This window comes from Paeniglutamicibacter sulfureus (assembly GCF_030512175.1).
Taxonomy (GTDB): Bacteria; Actinomycetota; Actinomycetes; order Actinomycetales; family Micrococcaceae; genus Paeniglutamicibacter; species Paeniglutamicibacter sulfureus.
This window is the reverse complement of the sequence record NZ_JAULBL010000001.1, coordinates 1,138,401-1,156,311: the sequence shown is the minus strand read 5'-3', so window position 1 is coordinate 1,156,311 and position 17,911 is coordinate 1,138,401. Positions and strand designations below refer to the sequence as shown.

At 65.2% G+C, this 17,911-nt stretch carries 13 protein-coding genes; 9 read left to right on the top strand and 4 right to left on the bottom strand.

The annotated features are described in order from the left end of the window. Positions 1-116 precede the first annotated feature (116 nt). Positions 117-374 (top strand): hypothetical protein, encoded by a 258-nt coding sequence (locus Q2T94_RS05055; protein WP_302263120.1) that lies wholly within the window; start codon positions 117-119, stop codon positions 372-374. Between the two features lie 123 nt (positions 375-497). Here the strand turns inward: Q2T94_RS05055 and Q2T94_RS05050 are convergent, their stop codons facing one another. Next, the gene (locus Q2T94_RS05050) at positions 498-1,688 is read right to left on the bottom strand and encodes an MFS transporter (RefSeq protein ID WP_302263119.1); all 1,191 of its coding nucleotides are present in this window, start codon (positions 1,686-1,688) and stop codon (positions 498-500) included. A gap of 202 nt (positions 1,689-1,890) precedes the next feature. On the opposite strand from Q2T94_RS05050, the gene Q2T94_RS05045 reads away from it, so the two are divergent. From Q2T94_RS05045 to Q2T94_RS05035, 3 genes are all read left to right on the top strand, one after another. Next, entirely contained in the window at positions 1,891-3,204 is a 1,314-nt protein-coding gene (locus tag Q2T94_RS05045; protein WP_302263118.1) for an MFS transporter, read from the top strand. After that, positions 3,201-3,881: a FadR/GntR family transcriptional regulator gene (locus tag Q2T94_RS05040; RefSeq protein WP_302263117.1), complete on the top strand. Its 681-nt coding sequence runs from the start codon at positions 3,201-3,203 to the stop codon at positions 3,879-3,881. Before Q2T94_RS05045 ends, Q2T94_RS05040 begins: the two co-directional genes overlap by 4 nt. A 74-nt stretch (positions 3,882-3,955) precedes the next feature. Then, positions 3,956-4,774, top strand: a complete 819-nt coding sequence (locus Q2T94_RS05035) for a shikimate 5-dehydrogenase (protein ID WP_302263116.1) — start codon at positions 3,956-3,958, stop codon at positions 4,772-4,774. 149 nt (positions 4,775-4,923) lie between these two features. Here the strand turns inward: Q2T94_RS05035 and Q2T94_RS05030 are convergent, their stop codons facing one another. The 3 genes from Q2T94_RS05030 to Q2T94_RS05020 all read right to left on the bottom strand — a co-directional run bounded on the left by Q2T94_RS05030 (position 4,924) and on the right by Q2T94_RS05020 (position 10,215). After that, positions 4,924-6,744, bottom strand: coding sequence for a calcineurin-like phosphoesterase family protein (locus Q2T94_RS05030; RefSeq protein WP_302263114.1), 1,821 nt, complete (start codon positions 6,742-6,744; stop codon positions 4,924-4,926). Positions 6,745-6,960: 216 nt separating this feature from the next. Further along, a complete protein-coding gene (locus Q2T94_RS05025; protein ID WP_436836815.1) occupies positions 6,961-8,784 on the bottom strand; it encodes a calcineurin-like phosphoesterase C-terminal domain-containing protein in 1,824 nt (607 codons plus the stop codon). A gap of 231 nt (positions 8,785-9,015) precedes the next feature. After that, positions 9,016-10,215: an MFS transporter gene (locus Q2T94_RS05020; protein WP_302263113.1), complete on the bottom strand. Its 1,200-nt coding sequence runs from the start codon at positions 10,213-10,215 to the stop codon at positions 9,016-9,018. A 1,483-nt stretch (positions 10,216-11,698) separates the two neighbouring features. Here Q2T94_RS05020 and Q2T94_RS05015 point away from each other — a divergent pair. Genes Q2T94_RS05015 through Q2T94_RS04995 form a run of 5 tightly spaced genes read left to right on the top strand, consistent with a single transcriptional unit; the run spans position 11,699 to position 17,910 of the window. Beyond that, positions 11,699-12,793: a substrate-binding domain-containing protein gene (locus tag Q2T94_RS05015; RefSeq protein WP_302263112.1), complete on the top strand. Its 1,095-nt coding sequence runs from the start codon at positions 11,699-11,701 to the stop codon at positions 12,791-12,793. Then, on the top strand, positions 12,777-14,342 hold the full coding sequence (locus Q2T94_RS05010) for a sugar ABC transporter ATP-binding protein (RefSeq protein WP_302263111.1): 1,566 nt from the start codon (positions 12,777-12,779) through the stop codon (positions 14,340-14,342). The genes Q2T94_RS05015 and Q2T94_RS05010 overlap by 17 nt, the downstream gene beginning before the upstream one ends. Further along, positions 14,339-15,346, top strand: coding sequence for an ABC transporter permease (locus Q2T94_RS05005; protein WP_302263110.1), 1,008 nt, complete (start codon positions 14,339-14,341; stop codon positions 15,344-15,346). Before Q2T94_RS05010 ends, Q2T94_RS05005 begins: the two co-directional genes overlap by 4 nt. Further along, positions 15,343-16,449, top strand: coding sequence for an ABC transporter permease (locus Q2T94_RS05000; RefSeq protein WP_302263109.1), 1,107 nt, complete (start codon positions 15,343-15,345; stop codon positions 16,447-16,449). The genes Q2T94_RS05005 and Q2T94_RS05000 overlap by 4 nt, the downstream gene beginning before the upstream one ends. An 18-nt stretch (positions 16,450-16,467) precedes the next feature. Continuing rightward, positions 16,468-17,910, top strand: coding sequence for an LLM class flavin-dependent oxidoreductase (locus Q2T94_RS04995; protein WP_302263108.1), 1,443 nt, complete (start codon positions 16,468-16,470; stop codon positions 17,908-17,910). The last annotated feature ends 1 nt before the right edge of the window (position 17,911 follow it).

Here is a 17,911-nt window from a genome sequence, read left to right as displayed (position 1 = left end):
CCAACCGCCATCCATGAAGGAACATTGAAACAAGAGGTGAACCGTCTATTGCGGCTCACCGGGTCGGAATCCCAGCCGGATGCGTGGCAGACGCACCCATGAAAGTAGAACAACATATGCCTGATCCACGAGTATTCCAGGCCGTCGTCGGAAAACAAGGCGGTTGGTGGAACATCTGGGTTCCAGAGATCGATCAAGTCACCGCCACCAGGAAGTCCCGCAAGATCTCCGGCTACACCCGCAGCCTGATCGCTTTGGTCCTTGACATTCCGGAAACGTCCTTCCGCGTGGAGCGCGAAGTGGTTTCGGGCGTGGAGCTCGAGCGTCGTTTCACCGCCGTCGTACTGGAATCCAACGCCGCGGGCGGGAACTAGTCCTGGCAACTAAAATGATTCCCTGAACCTGCAGGTAGCAGCATGGGTTCCGGCTCAAAGCCCGTCAGCAATGATCTCGGAAGCGATCGAACGCGGTGTGGTGGAGCAACATGCGCTTTGGTGCTAGCGCCGTTCGGCAAGCCGCGCGGCCAGCAGTGACCCGATGGTGAAGGCCAGGGTTGCCGCAAGCACCAGGAACAGCGGCATGGTCCAGGAGCCGGTGGTGCTGTTGAGCCAGCCGGCAAGTGGCGGGGCAAAGGTGGCGGCGAGATAGCCGCCGGCCTGGATGCGGGCGGAAGCGGTGGCAGTGTCGGCGTTGTTGTGGGCCACGCGGGGGATGATCGAGAAGATTGCCGTGAACCCGCCGCCCTGGGCGATCCCGCCGATGATGGACCAGAGCACGAACGCCTCCGGGGCCGCCAACAGGCCGATCGGGAGCGAGACCCAGAACAGCGCGATGACTCCCGTCGCGATCCAGAGCTTCGTTCGCGCAGCCAACAGGGGCACACCGAAAGCGCCGATGACCGCGGCGATCTGGAACAGCGAAGCCGTTGCGCCGGAGGTGGCCGGCGCAAGTCCGCGCGTGTCCGAAAGCATCAGGGGCAGCCAGGCGGTCGTGGCGTAATAGGCGGCGGACTGTCCGCAAAAGGCGAGAACCAGCAGGGCTACGACCCTGCGGAAGCGGGTCCGGTCAATGGCTGCGCGAGCTGTGGCGGCCGCGGCGCCGGGACCATCCGAAACCACCGGGACCGCCGGTGCGCGGGCCGGCTCTACCGTGGATTCCAATGTCGAGTTGCGCGCATGCCGTTGCCGCAGCAGCCAATAGGCCAGTCCTGCAGCGGTCACCATGCCCCACGCCGCGATCGCCCAGCGCCAACCAACAACGGCCGCCAGCGGCGCGGTGCCCAGCAAGGTGGCCATGGAACCGATGTTCATGGTGGCCGAATAGGCGCCGGTGGCGGCGGAGATCCGGTTGAACGGGACATCCCGACGGATCAGCACGGGGACGGCGATGTTCCCCAGGGTCATGGCCGCACCGATCAGTATGGTTCCGGCCAGCACCACCCAGGCCGGTCCGAGCGAGCGGATGACGGTCCCGGCCAGCACGCCGGCCAGGCACAGGATGATGGTTGCCTCCGGGCCGAAGCGACGGATGCTGCGCGTCGCCAGCGGGGTGGCGAGCGCGAAGAGCAGCACCGGCAGCCCGGTGAGCAACCCGGCTCCGACCGCGCTGAGCCCGGTGTCGGCCGTGATGTCGGGGATCACCGCGGTGGGCGCGATGATCGGTGCGCGCAGGCTTAAGGCCACGACCACGATGCCGGCGATGACCCACGGGAGTGCCGTGCGCGATGCTGGGCTGCGGTGCGTGGTGGACTCCTTAGGGCTCTCTGGACGTGGTGGCCAATTGGTGCCCTGGTCCTGAAGCCAGCCTAGCGGAGCCCCGGCAAAGGGTGCCGGTTCGTGGGAAAGGCCACGAAATTCACCGCAACAAACATCAGACGTCTAATGTTTAACCATGAGCTCAGAGACGACCCGGAAACCACCCAGCCCACCGCAGGCCGCGGAGGATGTCGCCGGACAGATGGCCGAGGTCGAAGCGGCCGTCGGTGCTCCGGTTGCCGGGCCGGCGCCCGCACGTCGAAACGGCTGGGTCACCGGGGCCCTGACCGTGGCTGCGGTGGTCCTGGTCGGCCTGAACCTTCGCGCCGGGATTGCCTCCGCGGCGCCGCTTTATCACGACCTGGAAACCCTGCTCGGATACGGCACGCTGGTGGCCTCGCTGCTGCCCACCATCCCGGTGCTCTGCTTTGCCTTCGCCGGGGCCGGCACCGCCTGGTTGGTCAAGCACACGGGTCTTGAGCGGGCGATTGGAATCGCCCTGCTGCTGCTGACCCTGGGTCTGGCCGTGCGCGCTTTCGAGTCCACCTGGCTGCTGCTGGCCGGCACCGTGCTCGGCATGTCCGGCCTGGCCATCTGCAACGTGACCATGCCCTCCTTCATCCGGGAGCACCACGCCAGCAGATCCGCGGCGATGACCGCCACCTACACCGTCACCATGTCGGTGGGTGCGACCAGCGCCGCGGCGCTGAGCGTGCCGATCGCCGGAGTCTTGGGATCGCCGACGCTCGGCCTTGCTGCCTGGGCAATTCCGGCGGCCCTCGCGCTGCTGGTCTTCCTTCCGCTGGCCATCAGGGGAAGCCGCGCTTCCGGACCCGCCGGACCCCACGTCTCCCCGTGGCCCATGCTGGCAACACGCAAGGGCCTGCTGTTCACCTCGGTCTTTGCGGTCCAGTCACTGCTGGTTTACACGCTGTTGAGCTGGTTGCCGCACATCCTCATTTCGCGTGGATCGAATGCCGCCACGGCGGGCTTCATGCTGGGCCTGGTGCAGGCGGTCAGCATCCCCACGGTGTTGCTCCTGTTGTGGATGGCCTCGAAGCCGCGGCTCTTGCGCCCCGCCTTCATCCTGACTTGCGGGTGCGCCGTCGCCGGCTTCACTTCCCTGCTGCTGCTCCCCGTCGCGTTCTCGGTGATCCCTGCGGTTCTCACCGGCCTGGGACTGGGCATTTTCCCGCTGTTGATGCTGATGATCAGCCGCAGCGGCGAGAGCGCAGCCGAAACCACCGCACTGTCGACCCTGGCCCAGTCAGTCGGTTACCTCGTCGCCGCCGCCGGCCCGTTCGGCCTCGGCCTGTTGCAGGGTGTTCTTGGTTCCTGGACGGTTCCCCTGGTGATCCTCGTCGGTGTGGCCCTGGTGCAGTTTGTCCTGGGCTACCGGCTGGGCGGAATCGGCCGGAAAAAGGTTGTCCCGGTGGAGGTGCAGGCGTGAGCGTGCCCGGTTTGCGGCCGCCGTTGGCCGACGAGGTTGTTGCACGGCTGCGCGAGGCCGTCGCTTCGGGGCGCTGGGGCGTGGGCGAGAAGATCCCATCCGAACCCGAACTCGTGGCCGAGCTGGGAGTTTCCCGCGGCACCCTGCGCGAGGCGGTCAAGGCGCTCGCACACGCCGGTCTGTTCGAGGTCCTGCGCGGAGACGGGACCTATGTGCGCGCCACCAGTGAAATCAGCGGCACCGCGCAGCGGGTCTACCGCGAACACGCGGACGAGGACGTGCTCCAGGTGCGCTTCGCCCTGGACACGCAGGCCGCCCGGCTCGCCGCCGGCTCGGCCGACCCCACCGTGATTTCCGTGCTTCGCGCATTGCTAGTCCGACGGCGCGAGGCCTGGGAGGCCGCCGACTACGAGGTCTGGTCGACAGCGGATTGGGAATTCCACCTGCGCGTGGCCGAGGCCTCCGGCAATACTCTGCTGCACGAACTCTACGAAAGCTTCGGGGATGTCTTCCACGGGACCAAGATGGTCCAGCGGCTCGAAGCCGGCTTCGACGGCTGCATGGCAGTGGGCCACGAAGACCTGCTGGACGCGATCGAGGCCGGTGACGGCGAGGCCGCCGTGCGCACCGTCATCGCGAACCTGGACTACTGCATGGGCTGGATGCCCGTGAAGTAGCGGCACAAGCGACGTCATTGGCCGACGAGTAAGCGCAGCGATTTTGGTCCGGGGCCGCCGGATTAGACTGAAGCATGCCGATATTGAACAAGGACATGAAGCTGTGCATTTCGCTTGCGGCGCGGCCCAGCAACAACGGGACCCTGTTCCACAACCACCTTTACGGGCAGCTGGGCCTGAACTGGATCTACAAGGCGTTCGCCCCCACCGACTTGGCCCAGGCCATCGCCGGCGTCCGCGGTCTTGGCATACGTGGTGCCGCCGTTTCCATGCCCTACAAGGAAGCGGTGATTCCGCTCGTCGACCATGTGGCCGCTTCCGCCGCGGCCATCGATTCAGTGAATACCATCGTCAATGACAACGGTGTCCTCACGGCCCACAACACCGACTATTCGGCAGTGCTTGAATTGCTGAAAACCCGCAACATTTCCCCTTCGCTGCGAACTGCGGTCCGTGGGTCCGGGGGAATGGCCAAGGCAGTGGTGGCAGCACTGCGGGACGCGGGGTTCGACGACGTCGTGGTGGTTGCCCGCAATGAATCGGCCGGCCGGATTCTGGCCCGGGCCTATGGCTTCGAGTGGGCTGCTGAAGCCGAGGACGGTGCAGAACTGCTGGTCAACGTCACCCCTATCGGCATGGCCGGTGGCGGGGACGCGGACCGGATGCCGTTCTCGCTGGAACAGGTCACGGCTTCGCAGGTGGTGTTCGACGTCGTTGCCATGCCGGTTCAGACGCCTCTCATCCGTGCCGCACGCAACGCGGGGAAGCCGGTAGTGACCGGTGCCGACGTTGCAACGCTGCAGGCCGTGGAGCAGTTTGTTCTCTACACCGGCCTGACGCCCACCGAAGAACAGGTTCGCGAAGCCCGCGAATTCATGCTGGCAAATACGTAAGCCAACTAAGGTCGGATCTTTGCATCAAGCGTCGAAGCAGCATCCGGCGGCCCGGTGCACCAAGGAAGAAGTGGCGAAAACGACGGCGGTGCGCCGCAGCCCGAAGGCCGCGACGCACCGCCGGTGCCTTCAATAAGGGAAACCGGGTGTTATTCGGTGACTTGGAAGGCCAGGGTTTCGGTGAATTCACGGCCGTGCATGTCGGTGGCGGTGAACTCCGCGGTGTGCTCCCCGAGCGCGAGATCCGCGGGCAGCTCGAGACGCCACAGGTGCATGGAGCGGTCGGCGAGTCCGCCGCCGTGGACGAACTGCTCCTGGATGGCCGCGGGGTCGGAATACTCGGCGCCGATGCGCGGGGTCTCTCCACTCATCTGCTGGGTGCGTACGGCCGCGACGGGTCGGCCGCCGTCGACCTTGACCTCGACGGAGGAGCCGGTGCTGCCCATCCAGAAATTGGCAGTCAGCCAGGCCTGGACGGCAAGATCGTCCTTTGACACCAACAGCGGTTCCTCCAGCTCGGGAGCGGAACCGCGCGGCAGGTCGATGTTCTCCTCGTACCAAGCGCGGTACTTCGGCGTGTTCAGGCCCACGGACATCTGCCGGGTCCCATCGCCGCCTCGGACGGTGAAACGCTCGGTGACTTCCGTGTTCTTGATGTCGAGGGTCAGCACGCCTGGCGGGGTGCCGTCGCGCTGGACGGACGTCGGATAGCCTCCGTCCAGGACCCGGCCGCCGTACCAGTGGCCCGAGACCGCGGGAACGGTCAAGTGCGTGAACGGCAGACCCGCCTCGCCGACCTCGTCGCGCCACCCGGCCATCAAGTCACCCTCGCGCAGGTTCTCCGCCATGTGCGTGTGCCCGCCCAGCGAGACGACCTCACGACCCTCAAGGATCTCGTAGATCTCCTTCAGCTGCTTCACGGTGTGCGAGTCGCTGTAGTAGAACTCGAGCAACGGGCTGTGGCCCGCCAACACGATGACCTTGTTCTTCGGGACCTGTGCGATGTCCGCGCGCAACCAGTCGAGCTGGCGCTCGCCGAGGCCGTAGGTGTAGCTGCTCTTCTTGGCGGGCACCTTCGTCGGGTACTCGATGTTGCTCAGCGCCACGACGTGCGCCATGCCGGAGTCGTAGGAGTAGTACTCCGGCCCGAACTGGGCGCGGAAGGAGTCGAACTCGTGTTCCCCGTCAAGCGCGTCGAAGTCCAGGTCGTGGTTGCCGGGCAGGAAACGTGCGGGACCGTTGAGCATGGAGGTCAGCTCGCGGGTCTGGGTGAATACAGAGAGGTCGTCGCCCACCACGTCGCCGATGAACAGGGCGCCGCAACCGGCGTAGTCCTCGCGCGCGGCGAGATCCGCGAATACGCCGTTGCGGGCGTACTCGACTTCCTTCTGGTTGTAGGTCTGGATGTCTGCGCCAATGGCGCAGTGCTGCTCGGGCGACTGGGTCAGCGTGCTTTGGGCCAGCGGGAAGTTGACCGCGTCCGGCAGGGCCCCGGTCGGGGCGATGCCGCCGAACTTCAGGGCCGGGGAGCCTTCGGGCAGGTGGTTGTAGAAGAACTGGGCGATGTTGTCCTCGTCGACAGGGACCTGGTAGCCGCGCGGCTGGGTGACGAACACCGTCATGTTGTCGAACGCCGGAAGTTCGTAGCGGCCGTTTGAATCGGTTGTGGCGATCTCGCGTCCGTTGGACACGCTCACGCCGTTCAGGCCGGGCTCGTTGCCGTCGTGCCGGGAGTTCTTGTTCTTGTCGTCAAAGACGACCCCTTTGAGCATTTCCTGGTTGTTGGTGCCGGTCGGCGCAACGACCTCGACGGCACCGCGGTAGGCAGTTGAGTCCCAGTCGGGCTGGGTGGGGGCCGCGCCCGCGCTGGAGGAAAGCAGGGTGCCCGCGGTGGCCAGGACCAGGGCACCTGCCGCGATGGCCAGCGGCCGGACTGGTGGCTTCTTGGACGGATTGATGAACGGCTTCAAGACGTGCCTTCCGGTGCGATTGGATTTTGGGCCGATCGGGGAACCGGCCTTGTCCAGCGTTTCAACGGCAGGTGAACGGCAAGCAGTGATTGGGGGAGCGCCGGGTGGCATGGACGAGGCGACTCGCCGAAGGGAAGATTCCGAAAACGGCGGCGGTGCGCCGCAGCCCGAAGGCCGCGACGCACCGCCAGTGCGCTCAATGTGTGAAACCGGGTGTTACTCGGTGACCTCGAACGCCAGGGTCTGCGTGAATTCGCGGCCGTGCACGTCGGTCGCGGTGACCTCCGCGGTGTGCTCGCCGACGGCGAGGCCGGAAGGCAGTTCCAGGCGCCACAGGTGCATGGAGCGGTCGGCGAGGCTGCCGCCGTTGACCAGCTGCTCCTGAGCGGCCACCGGGTCGGAGTACTCGGCGCCGACCAGCGGGGCTTCGCCTTCCATCGCCTGGGTCCGGGTCGCCTCGGTGGTTGCCGCGCCGTCGATGCTCACCTTGACGGTGGAGCCGGTGGAACCCATCCAGAAGTTGGTGGTCAGCCAGGTGTTGTTGGCCAAGTCGGACTTCGGCACGGACAGCGGGTTCTCGAACTCGGGGGCCTTGCCCTTGTTGGAAAGGTTCGCGGCGTACCAGTCGCGGTAGGCCGGGGTGTTCAGCCCCAGGGCCATCTGCACGGAGTCGTCTTCGCCGCGGACGGTGAAGCGTTCGACGACATCGGTGTTCTTGATGTCAAGTGTCAGTACGCCCGGGCGTCCGCCGTCGCGCTGCAGGGCGAGCGGGTAGCCGCCCTCGGTGTCGCGTCCGGAGTACCAGTCGCCGGAGATCGCGCCGGCCGTGATGTGCGTGAAGGGCAGTCCGTCGATGCCGAAGATGTCATTCCAGCCTTCGAGCTTGTCGCCTTCGCGCATGTTCTCGATGCTGTGGGTGTGTCCGCCCAGCGCCACGACCTCGCGGCCCTCGAGCAGCTCGTAGATCTCGGCTACCTGCTTGACCTGGTGCTTGGCGCTTCCCTGGTCGGCGAAGTCAAGCAGCGGGATGTGCGCGGCCAGCACGATGACCTTGTTCATCGGCACCTGGGCAATGTCGTTGCGCAGCCACTGAAGCTGCTGCTCGTCCAGGGCGCCGGTGTAATCGCCCTTCGCGGCGGGTTGCTTGGTCGGGTACTCGACGGTGTTCAGCGCGACCACGTGGGCCTTGCCGGCGTCGTAGGAGTAGTACTCCGGGCCGAGGTTGGCCTTAAAGGTGTCGAACGCGTGCTCGCTGGTGGTCGAGTCGAAGTCCAGGTCGTGGTTGCCGGGCAGGAAGCGGGCCGGGCCATTCAGGACGCTGGCCAGTTCACGGGTCTGCGGGTAGAAGGAAAGGTCGTCGCCGACCACGTCCCCAATAAACAGGGCGCCGCAGCCTTCGTAGTCGGTGCGCTGGGCCAGGTCGGCGAAAGCGCCGTTGCGGGCGTATTCGACCTCGTCCTGGTTGTAGGTCTGGATGTCGCCACCGATGAGGCAGTGCTGCTCGGGGGACTGGGTCAGCTGGCTCTTGGCCAGCGGGAAGTTCACTGCCTCAGGCAGTGCGCCGGTCGGGGCGATGCCGCCGAACTTCAGCTCCGGGGAGCCGGCGGGCAGGTGGTGGTAGGAGAACTGGGCGACATTGTTTTCGTCGACCGGTACCTGGTAGCCGCGCGGCTGCGTAACGAACACCGTCATGTTGTCAAAGGCCGGCAGCTCGTAGCGGCCCTTCGAATCGGTCTTTGTGACGTCGCGTCCGTTCGACACGGTCACGCCGTTGACGCCGCGTTCGCCGGCGTCCTGCTTGGAGTTCTTGTTCTTGTCATCGAAAACGATTCCATCGATGGCCTCCTGGCCTGCGTCGCCGGTTGGCTTGACGACATCGACGGTGCCGCGGAAGGCAGCTGCGTCCCAGTCAGCCTTGACGGGGGCTGCGCTGGCGGCGGGGGAGAGAACGGATCCGGCGAACATGAGCGCCAGGGTTCCGGCGGCAATGCCAAGGGGACGGGCATGGGCCTTCTTGGACGGTGGGGTGAACGACTGCACGAGGGACCTCCGGGTTGGGGGAAAACCTGCCGACTTATTCGTCGGCACCTCCAACTTTCCAAGTGCAGGTGAATGGGGAACGGGGTTCGTGGTCCGGGAAGGGGTCCTGCCGGCAAAGACTCGCCCACGAATTCGTGAACACTGGGGCGGGCAATGTTCGTGCGATGTTTTTGCCATGGTTCCATGGCGTCAACGTTCATGGGCGGGACGCGCGGAAACTATTGCGAGTTGCTATCCGAGGGTGGCGGGTTCGGCATGGCGGCGGTTCCATGCTGTGTGGCCGAATGTCGCGGCCGTTGTCAGCAGGGCGCTGAGCAGCAGTCCGTAGCCGAAGATGGCGGCGTAGTCGCCCGTTTCGGCCAGGGTGGCCGTGGCGAAGTTTCCCAGCGAGCCGCCCAGGAACAGCGATGCGGCGAACAACGAGACGGTCGTCGCACGGGCCTGCGGTGCGACATCGGTGGCCCAACCCTGCATTGACGAGTGCATGACCGCGTTGGCGACGCCGATCAAGGTCGCCGTCACGGTGACCACCGCAGGTACCGGCCACAGCATGGAGATCCCGCAAGCCACCGTCAATACCGAGCCGCCGGCACAAATCAGCTGGGTCCGGGAGAAACGGTGCACCAATTTCTTCATCGCGCGGGCACCGAATATCACCCCCACGGCGTAGCCGGTGGCCAACAGCCCGGCCACCCCGATCCCCACGCCGGCGTGCTGAAGCGCCGGCACGATGTAGGTCAGCGCGCCGAGCAACACCATGCCCTCCATCAGGGCAATCACATAGACGCCAACCGCGGCTACGGTAAAGGCGCGGCGAAGCTGGAAGCGGCCACGAACCACCGGAACAGCCGAAACCTTGGCCAACGCAAACAGGATTGCCGCAGCTCCCAATGCAGGAATTCCAAAGACCAGCCGCCAATCCAGGAAGGTCGCGACGGCTCCTGCTCCCAAGGTGGCCAGGGTCGCTCCCAGCGAGGAATAGATCTGCAGGTCCGAGAGCCCCCGGGCGCGGTCGATCCCCGTCCGGGTATCACCCAGCAGCGTGAGCAAGGTGGGATACAGGGCGCCGAACATGAAACCAGAGAAAGCCCTGGCCACCAGCAACGGCACGTATGAAATGAACAGGGTGCTCGCAACGGCGCCGAGAACGGCCCCGATGAGTGCCAGACGCAGCACCGTCAGGCGACCAAAGCGGTCGCTGAGAAATCCCCACAACGGTTGTCCGAAGGCATAGAAAAGCGCATAGACGGCGACTAGCTGGACGGCCTGGGCCAAGGAGAGGTCAGTGAAAGTAGCCAGGGCGACGAGCATGGGCGGGGTGGCGAAACGGTCAAAGAATGCCAAGAAGCCGATGGAACGAAGTACCGGATCGGGTATTGCGCCCAATGATTCGGTGGAGTCCTCGGACATATGGTTATTCGCCCTTTCCAAGCTCGTTCCTCGCTATATGAAACCAGTTCGCTTGGAAGAAGGGAGGTTTGTGACGGCCTGCGTTACCTTTCGTGTGGGCGCGGCGGGACGGCCAAGCCATGTCAGGTCGCCCAAGTGCTAGCAGCGATCGCCAACTTGAAGGAGTCGAAGGATGCAAGCCGTCGCTCGTCCGCGCATTTCCCATTACCGCTATTGAGCTGAATGGTCGCCTGCAGACGAGGAATTTGTTGCGACCGTTGCGGAATTTCCCTCACTGTCATGGCTCGACGACGATCAGCACGCGTCCCTTCGCGCATTGGAGAATCTCGTCGAAGGAGTCGTACGCGACCTCGAATTCAATGGCGAAGACGGGCCTGCACCGTTCTCCGAGCGTTCCTATAGTGGCAACCTTCGCGTTCGGGTCTCACCGGCCGAGCACGGGTAACTTGTGGTCGAGGCCAGAAGCAGGGTGTCTTGTTGGATCGGTTCCTGAGCTCGATCCCGGCTGCCCGGGGCCAACGCTAAGACTTCGAGTGGGAACTGAAGCGCAGAAAACCATGATGATGGTTGCCTGCGCTTCAGGTAGACGTACTACTCCGTGGAGTTCAACAGATTGGATTCCTTGCGACACCTCAGCGTCTAAAGATCCTGCCCAGGAAAGAGCGAATCCCGCCGCGGGAACCCAAATGGCCCTCAAGTTCCCACGGATCGGCAGCCGCGTCGGAGAGCGTACCGTCCGCGCCGTAGAGGACATGCTTGGTACCCGGGCCCGGGATCTGGGCACCTGCCAAATTTGGGAGTCCGGGGCTTGACGCCGAACCGTGCAGCGCGGCAGGGCCCATCCTGGAAGTACTGCCTGCATTGCCTGCCGAGCGGGGACGTTTGTTTTTCATGTTCATCACCAGGTCCTTTATCCGTACCCTAATTCTAGATTTTTTGTCAGTGTCGGAGCATGAATTCCGACAACATCTTTTGCCATCGGCATCGTGCGCCGTAGGCGCACTGCATCAGTCGTCAGCCCTGGGCGGTTTGATTCCTGCCGGACACAAAGTGCATTGCGAAGCCGAGTCTGGTGAATGTGTCACCGGCCGCAGCGGGAGAAGCCGTAGCGGATGGAGCGGAGGGCGGCTAGTTCCAAATTGAAGGCGAAAGGTGACGGTTCCTTCCGCCATATGACATCTCGAGGTCGATGAAGGGCGGGATTCGGCCCGGTGTGACGACGTGAAAGTCGCCAGACGACGTCATGAGGCCTGAAGCAACCGACATATTACGGTCGTATTTATTCGGCGGAATCAGGCTGTTTGAATCGATGAGTACCCATCCAGAGCGGCCGAGAGACCTGGCTTGTTGACGCCGCAGCAAGTTTACGGAGCAATCCGTGGATAGTGCTTCGGCCAGGACCGATGGAGATCTCGCGATTCCTCCCGCGGCCAGGACCTGCTGGCCATGGGTCGGATTGTTTGTCGATTTCTTCGCCACCGAGATTGTTGAAGGAATGCGTTTCATGGAAAACACCAAATCCCACTCGGCATCGTCAGGCCGTGCGCTGCGCGGAGCGATTCTTAAGGGCGCGAGCCTGGCAGCCGCGCTGACCTTGATGGTCACTGGATGCTCGCTGAAGGAACCAGTGGCCACTGCCGCTCCGGTCGCCAACCAACCAGGCACGGGGGCAGCGGGCGCTCCCGTTGCAGAAGCCGACCCCCTCGCCGGCGTCCCCTCGCTGGAAGGCAAGACGGTTGGAATCGCCGCGAAGGACATTGTCCACGACTACAGCCGCGTTATTTATGAGGAGCTCCAATCCCGAATTGAGGAACTCGGTGGCACGGTGATTGCAACCCAGGCCGAGGCAAAGGACGACAAGCACGTCAGCAACGTGGAAAACCTCGTCACGCAGCAGCCTGATGCGATCATCGTGATCCTCGGTGATGCCCAAACGCTCAGTCCCGCCCTGAAGAAGGTCGACGAGGCCGGGATCGCACTGTTCACCATAGATTTCCAGTCCGAGTACAGCAGCAACAACGTCACCGGCGACAACTGGTGGGTCGGCTCCACCGTTGCCCGCACCCTGGCCGAGGACATCGGGGGCAAGGGCAAGATCCTGGCCTTCAACGGTTTCCCCGGAGTGGCCCCGTGCCGGATCCGCTACAGCGAACTCAAGGTGGTGCTCGAGGACTACCCGGGAATCGAAATCCTGAAGCCCGAGCTTCAGGACAAATACGAAGGCACCATCGAGGATGCCAAGAAGCAGGTCCAGGACCAGCTTCGCAGACTCCCCGCCGGGGAGATCGACGCCATCTGGAGCTGCTGGGACATCCCGCTGATTGGTGCGGCCCAGGCCGTCGATTCGGCAGGCAGGGACGAAATCAAGCTCTACGGCGTCGACGCCGAACCCGGGGCACTTGACCTCATCGCGGACCCGGAAAGCTCCTACACCGTAACCGTTGCGCAGCAGACCAAGGCGATGGCAGCCAAGTCGGCTGCCAACGTTGCCCTCTTGCTCGGTGACCGAGCCGACGAGGTCCCCAACACCAGCTACCTGGCCCCGGTGTTCATCGACAAGTCCAACGTGAATCAGGTGCGCCTTGACCTCGGCATCTAACGTCCCGCTGCTGGAAATGACCGGAATCAACAAGTCGTTCGGTTCCGCGCAGGTCCTCACCGACGTCGACCTCGAGCTCGGTTCCGGGCAGATCCTGGGGCTCGTTGGCGAGAACGGGGCCGGCAAGTCGACACTGATCAAGATCCTCACCGGTCTCTATGCCGCCGACTCAGGCGAGATCCGGCTGGACGGCAACCCCGTGTCCATCGCCAGGCCGGCCGACGCCGAGGAGCTGGGTATCCACGTGATCCACCAGGACCGGCACCTGGCCCCCAGGCTCTCCGTCGCGGAACAGCTGTACCTCGGGCACCGGGACCTCGGCCGCGGCTGGATACGCCGCGGCAACCTGGAACAGAAAGCCGCCTCCGACATCCTGCGCGTCACCGGCCAGCACATCGATGCCTCCCTGCTGGTGGAACGGCTCACTGTTGCCCAGCAGCAACTGCTCCAGATCACCCGGGCGGTGCTTTCCGAACCGCGGGTGCTGATCCTGGACGAGCCAACCGCGCCGCTGGCCTCAGGCGAGGTCGACCAGCTCTTCGGCACCCTGCGCCGCCTTCAGGGCGCCGGAGTTGGCATCATCTACATCTCCCACTACCTGCAGGAACTCAACGAGATCACCGAAAAGATCACCGTGCTGCGCAACGGCGGGAACGCCGGGAATGTGTCGCTGCGCGCCGGGGACAGCCTTGAAGACGTGGTCGAGCTGATGGTGGGTCGCAAGGTCGTCGAGTTCGACCACGGGCGGACCCCACGCCGTCCCGACAGCAAGATACCGGCACTTCAGGTCCGTGGACTCAGTGTTCCCGGCGCCCTGCAGGGGCTTGACCTCCAGGTGCTTCCCGGAGAGGTGCTGGCCATCACCGGGCTGGTCGGCTCCGGAGTGGATGTCGTCGCCGACGCCGTCACCGGCACCGCCAAGCGCCACGGGAGTGTTCAGCTGAGCGGTCAACCGGTGCGCGACGTGGCCGGATTCGTTGCCAACGGCGGGGCCTATGTGCCCTCGAATCGCCGCCGCGACGGCATCTTCGTGCGAAACACCGTGGCGGAAAACCTGTCAGTGGCGCGCTTGGGCAACGTTTCGAAACTCCTGGGATTCATTGCCCCCGCGCTGGAGACCAGGCTTGCAAGGAAATACATCGAGCAGCTCGACATTCGCCCAGCCAACGGTTCGGCCATCGCCGGGAACCTTTCCGGGGGAAACCAGCAAAAAACGGTGCTGGGCAAGTGGCTGGCCGCCGACGCTTCGGTGCTGGTGCTTGACCAGCCCACCTCCGGTGTCGACGTCGGCAGCCGTGCCCAGATCTACGCCCAAATCAATGAGCTCGTCGAGGCCGGAGCCGCCGTGCTGGTGGTGACTGTGGACCTGGAGGAACTCATCGGCATCGCCGACCGGACCTTGGTCCTTTACCGCGGAAAGGTCGCTGCGGAACTTTCCGGACCCGAGGTCACCACCGACCGGATTCTGGCGATCGCCTCGGGAGCCGCCTCGGCTCCAGACCAGGTCCAATCCACCCCCGAAACCCTGAATGCGAGGCAGTACGCATGAGCGTCACCACGCTGGACCCCATCCGTCCGGGCGCCGGGGCCGCCGCCCCGCTCAGACGCCCCGCACTGATCACCTGGGCCGGTTATGCCGCAGTGGTCCTCATTCTGGGTTTCTTTGCCCTTGGGTCGCCGCACTTCCTGCAGTGGGAGAACGTGTCCTCGGTGCTGAACCAGGCAGCAGTCTTCGGGATCGCCGGCATTGGCTTGGCCATCGTGATCGTCACCGGTGGCGACGACGTCCTGGAGGGCGGCATCGACCTTTCCATCGGGGCCACCGCCGGGCTTGCCGGGACCGTCACGGCCGTTTCCGTCGCGGCAGGCACCGGAGCCACGGCCGCCGTGCTCACGGGTCTGGCCGTTGCCGCGGCGCTGGGTGCTGTCAATGGAGCTGCCATCATCTTGGGCCTGCGGCCGCTGCTGGCCACGCTGGCGACCATGGGCATTGCCACGTCCCTGGAACTGGTGGTCAGCGACAACCTCAAGGTCGCCCTTGATGGGGGAGCCTTCCTGTGGCTGCGCCAGGGAACCTTCGCCGGCCTGCCGGCTGCCGTCGTGGTGCTGGTTGCGGGCACCCTGCTTGCCTGGTGGGCGCTGGGCAAGACCGCCTGGGGCGTCAACAGCTACGCGGTGGGGCAAAACGCCACGGCTGCCTCGATCGCCGGGCTGTCCCCGGCACGCTACCGCTTCTCCAGCTACGTCATCAGTGGCGTGTTGGGCGGCATCGCCGGGGTATTGCTGGCCTCGCGGCTATCCGCCGCCGTCCCCGGCATCGGCGGGCAGATCCTGCTGGACATCATCCTGGTGGCCTACATGTCCACCGTCTTCTCCCGCCGGCTCGTGGTCAACATCCCCGGCACCGTCGTCGCCGCAATCTTCGTGGCCGGGCTGGCCAACGGGCTGACCCTGCTGGGGGTTGCCAGCCAGTGGGTCGGCGCAGCCAAGGGACTGTTGATACTGCTGGTGCTCGCCGTCGTCGTTGTCCGAGGAAGGAACACCGCATCATGACCCTCATTCAACAATCCCCACCGTTGCTGCCCACCCCGCCGGCGCCGCAGGGCAACCCCGGGCCCGCTCCCGGCCGGGAGCGGCGCCGGATCGGAGCCATCGCACCGCGGCTGATTGCCCCGGTGGCCCTGGCCGCGATCCTGCTCGGCTTCGGCATGCTGTCCCCGGTCTTCCTGACTGCAGGGAACCTGGCCGGCGTGCTGGGCCAGATGGCCATCCTGTCGCTGGTGGCCATCGGGATGACCATCGTGGTCCGTGCCGGCGGCATCGACCTGTCCATCGGAGTCGCCGTGGACCTGGCCGCGCTTGCGTCCGCGGCGTTGATCGCCGACGGTTACCGTGCCTGGGTCGCCATCGCGGCCGGTTTGCTTTTTGGACTGCTGGTCGGCGCCGTCAATGCAGCACTGATCGTGGGCCTGCGCATCCCGCCGTTCCTGGCCACGCTGAGCGTCTGGTTCATTGGCACCAGCGTCCAGCAACTGCTCACCGGCGGTGGCGCCCCCATCTACCTGTCAAAGCCCCGCGTGCCGATCGAGTTCGCCCTGCTTGGCCGCGGTTACCTGCTGGACGTGGACGGGGTGATCGTCAGCGCCGCGCTCGTTGCCCTGGTCGTCGGCGTGCTGCTCGGGGCGACCCGCTGGGGCCGCACCGTGACGGTCACCGGCGAGCAGCCCACCGCGGCGCGGATCTCCGGGCTGCGGATCAACCGCATCACGGTCTCGGCCTATCTGCTCTGCTCCCTGGTTGCGGGGTTCGCCGGAGTCATCCTGGCCTCACGGACCAATGGGTTCGTGCCCGGATCCGGGCAGGCATACCTGATGGATGCCATCGGCGCGGTTTTCATCGGGGCGACGCTTTCCCGCTTCTCACGCGTCTCGGTGCCCGGGACGCTCATCGGCGTACTGATCTTCGCTCTGCTGAGCAACGGGATGAACCTCGTGGGGCTCTCCTTCTTCTGGCAGGGACTGGGCCGCGGCGTCGTGCTGTTGGCCATCCTCCTGCTCGGTGTGCTGCTTTCCCGAAGCGTCCCGGCCGGAAGCGGGATCCTGGCCCGGCTATTGACCAGGCCGGCACACCGCAACGCAACCCAGAGCACCGACTAGGAAGAGGCCCCACACGCCATGGCACAACGCATTTCCCTCAATGCCTTCGACATGACCACCCCGACCCACCAGAGCCCCGGGCTCTGGCGCCACCCGGAAAATCGGGCGGATACCTACAACACCCTCGAATACTGGACTTCCCTGGCAAAGACCCTCGAGGCCGGCGGCTTCGACGCCCTCTTCCTGGCCGACGTGCTGGGAATCTACGACGTCTACCAAAACTCCAGCGCCCCGGCACTGCTGGACGCCGACCAGGTCCCGCTGAACGACCCGTTCATGCAGGTCTCCGCGATGGCGGTGGTGACCAAGAACCTCGGGTTCGCGGTGACCAGCGCGCTGACCTACGAACAGCCCTACGCACTGGCCCGCAAGTTCTCCTCGCTTGACCACCTCACAGGCGGGCGCATCGGCTGGAACGTTGTCACCAGCTACCTCGAATCCGCCGCGCGGAACCTGGGCTACACGCGCCAACTGGGACACGACGAGCGCTACGACCTCGCCGATGAATTCATGGAGGTCGTCTACAAGCTCTGGGAGGGTTCGTGGGAGGATGGCGCCGTCGTCAAGGACAGGGAGCGCGGGATCTACACCGACCCCTCCAAGGTGCACCCGATCAACCACGACGGCACGTACTACAAGGTGCCCGGAATCCACCTCTCCGAGCCCTCGGTGCAGCGCACCCCTGCCATATTCCAAGCGGGGGCATCCTCACGCGGCCGGCGCTTCGGCGCCACGCACGCCGAAGGGATCTTCCTGAACTCGATCAACACCACCGTCACCCGCCGGCAAACCGAGGCAATCCGCGACGAACTCGAGCTGGTCGGCCGCCCGCGCGATGCGGCCAAGCTCTACGCCCTGGTCACCACCGTTGTCGCCGACTCGGATGCCAAGGCCGAGGCGCTGTACCGCGAATACCAGTCCTATTCCTCCCGCGAGGGCGCCATGACCTTCTATGGCGGCTGGTCGGGCCTGGATTTGAGCAAGTACGCCGGCGAGGACGAACTGAAGTACATCGACACCAATGCTGCGCGCTCCGCCCTGTCGATCTTCACCACCGCGGATGCCACCAAGTCGTGGACGCCGAATGCGATCGCCGACTACCTGGGCATCGGCGGCATCGGCCCGGTCTTTGTCGGTTCAGCCGAGACCGTTGCCGATGAGGTGGAGCGCTGGGTGGACGAATCGGGGCTCGACGGCATCAACCTGGCCTACGCCGTGACCCCCGGGTCCTTCGAGCAATTTTCCGACCTGGTGGTCCCGGAACTGCGCAAGCGCGGACGCGCCTGGGGTGGCTACGAGGGTTCCACGCTGCGCGAATACGTGGCCGGGCAGGGCAACACCAAGGTCGCCGACACCCACCCGGCGGCAGCCTACCGCGGCTCCTATGCGGACAAGCCCTCCGCAGCCGAGGCCGCGGCCAGCGCCACCCCCGAGGCCGTCCTGGCCTCGAACCACTCCTAGG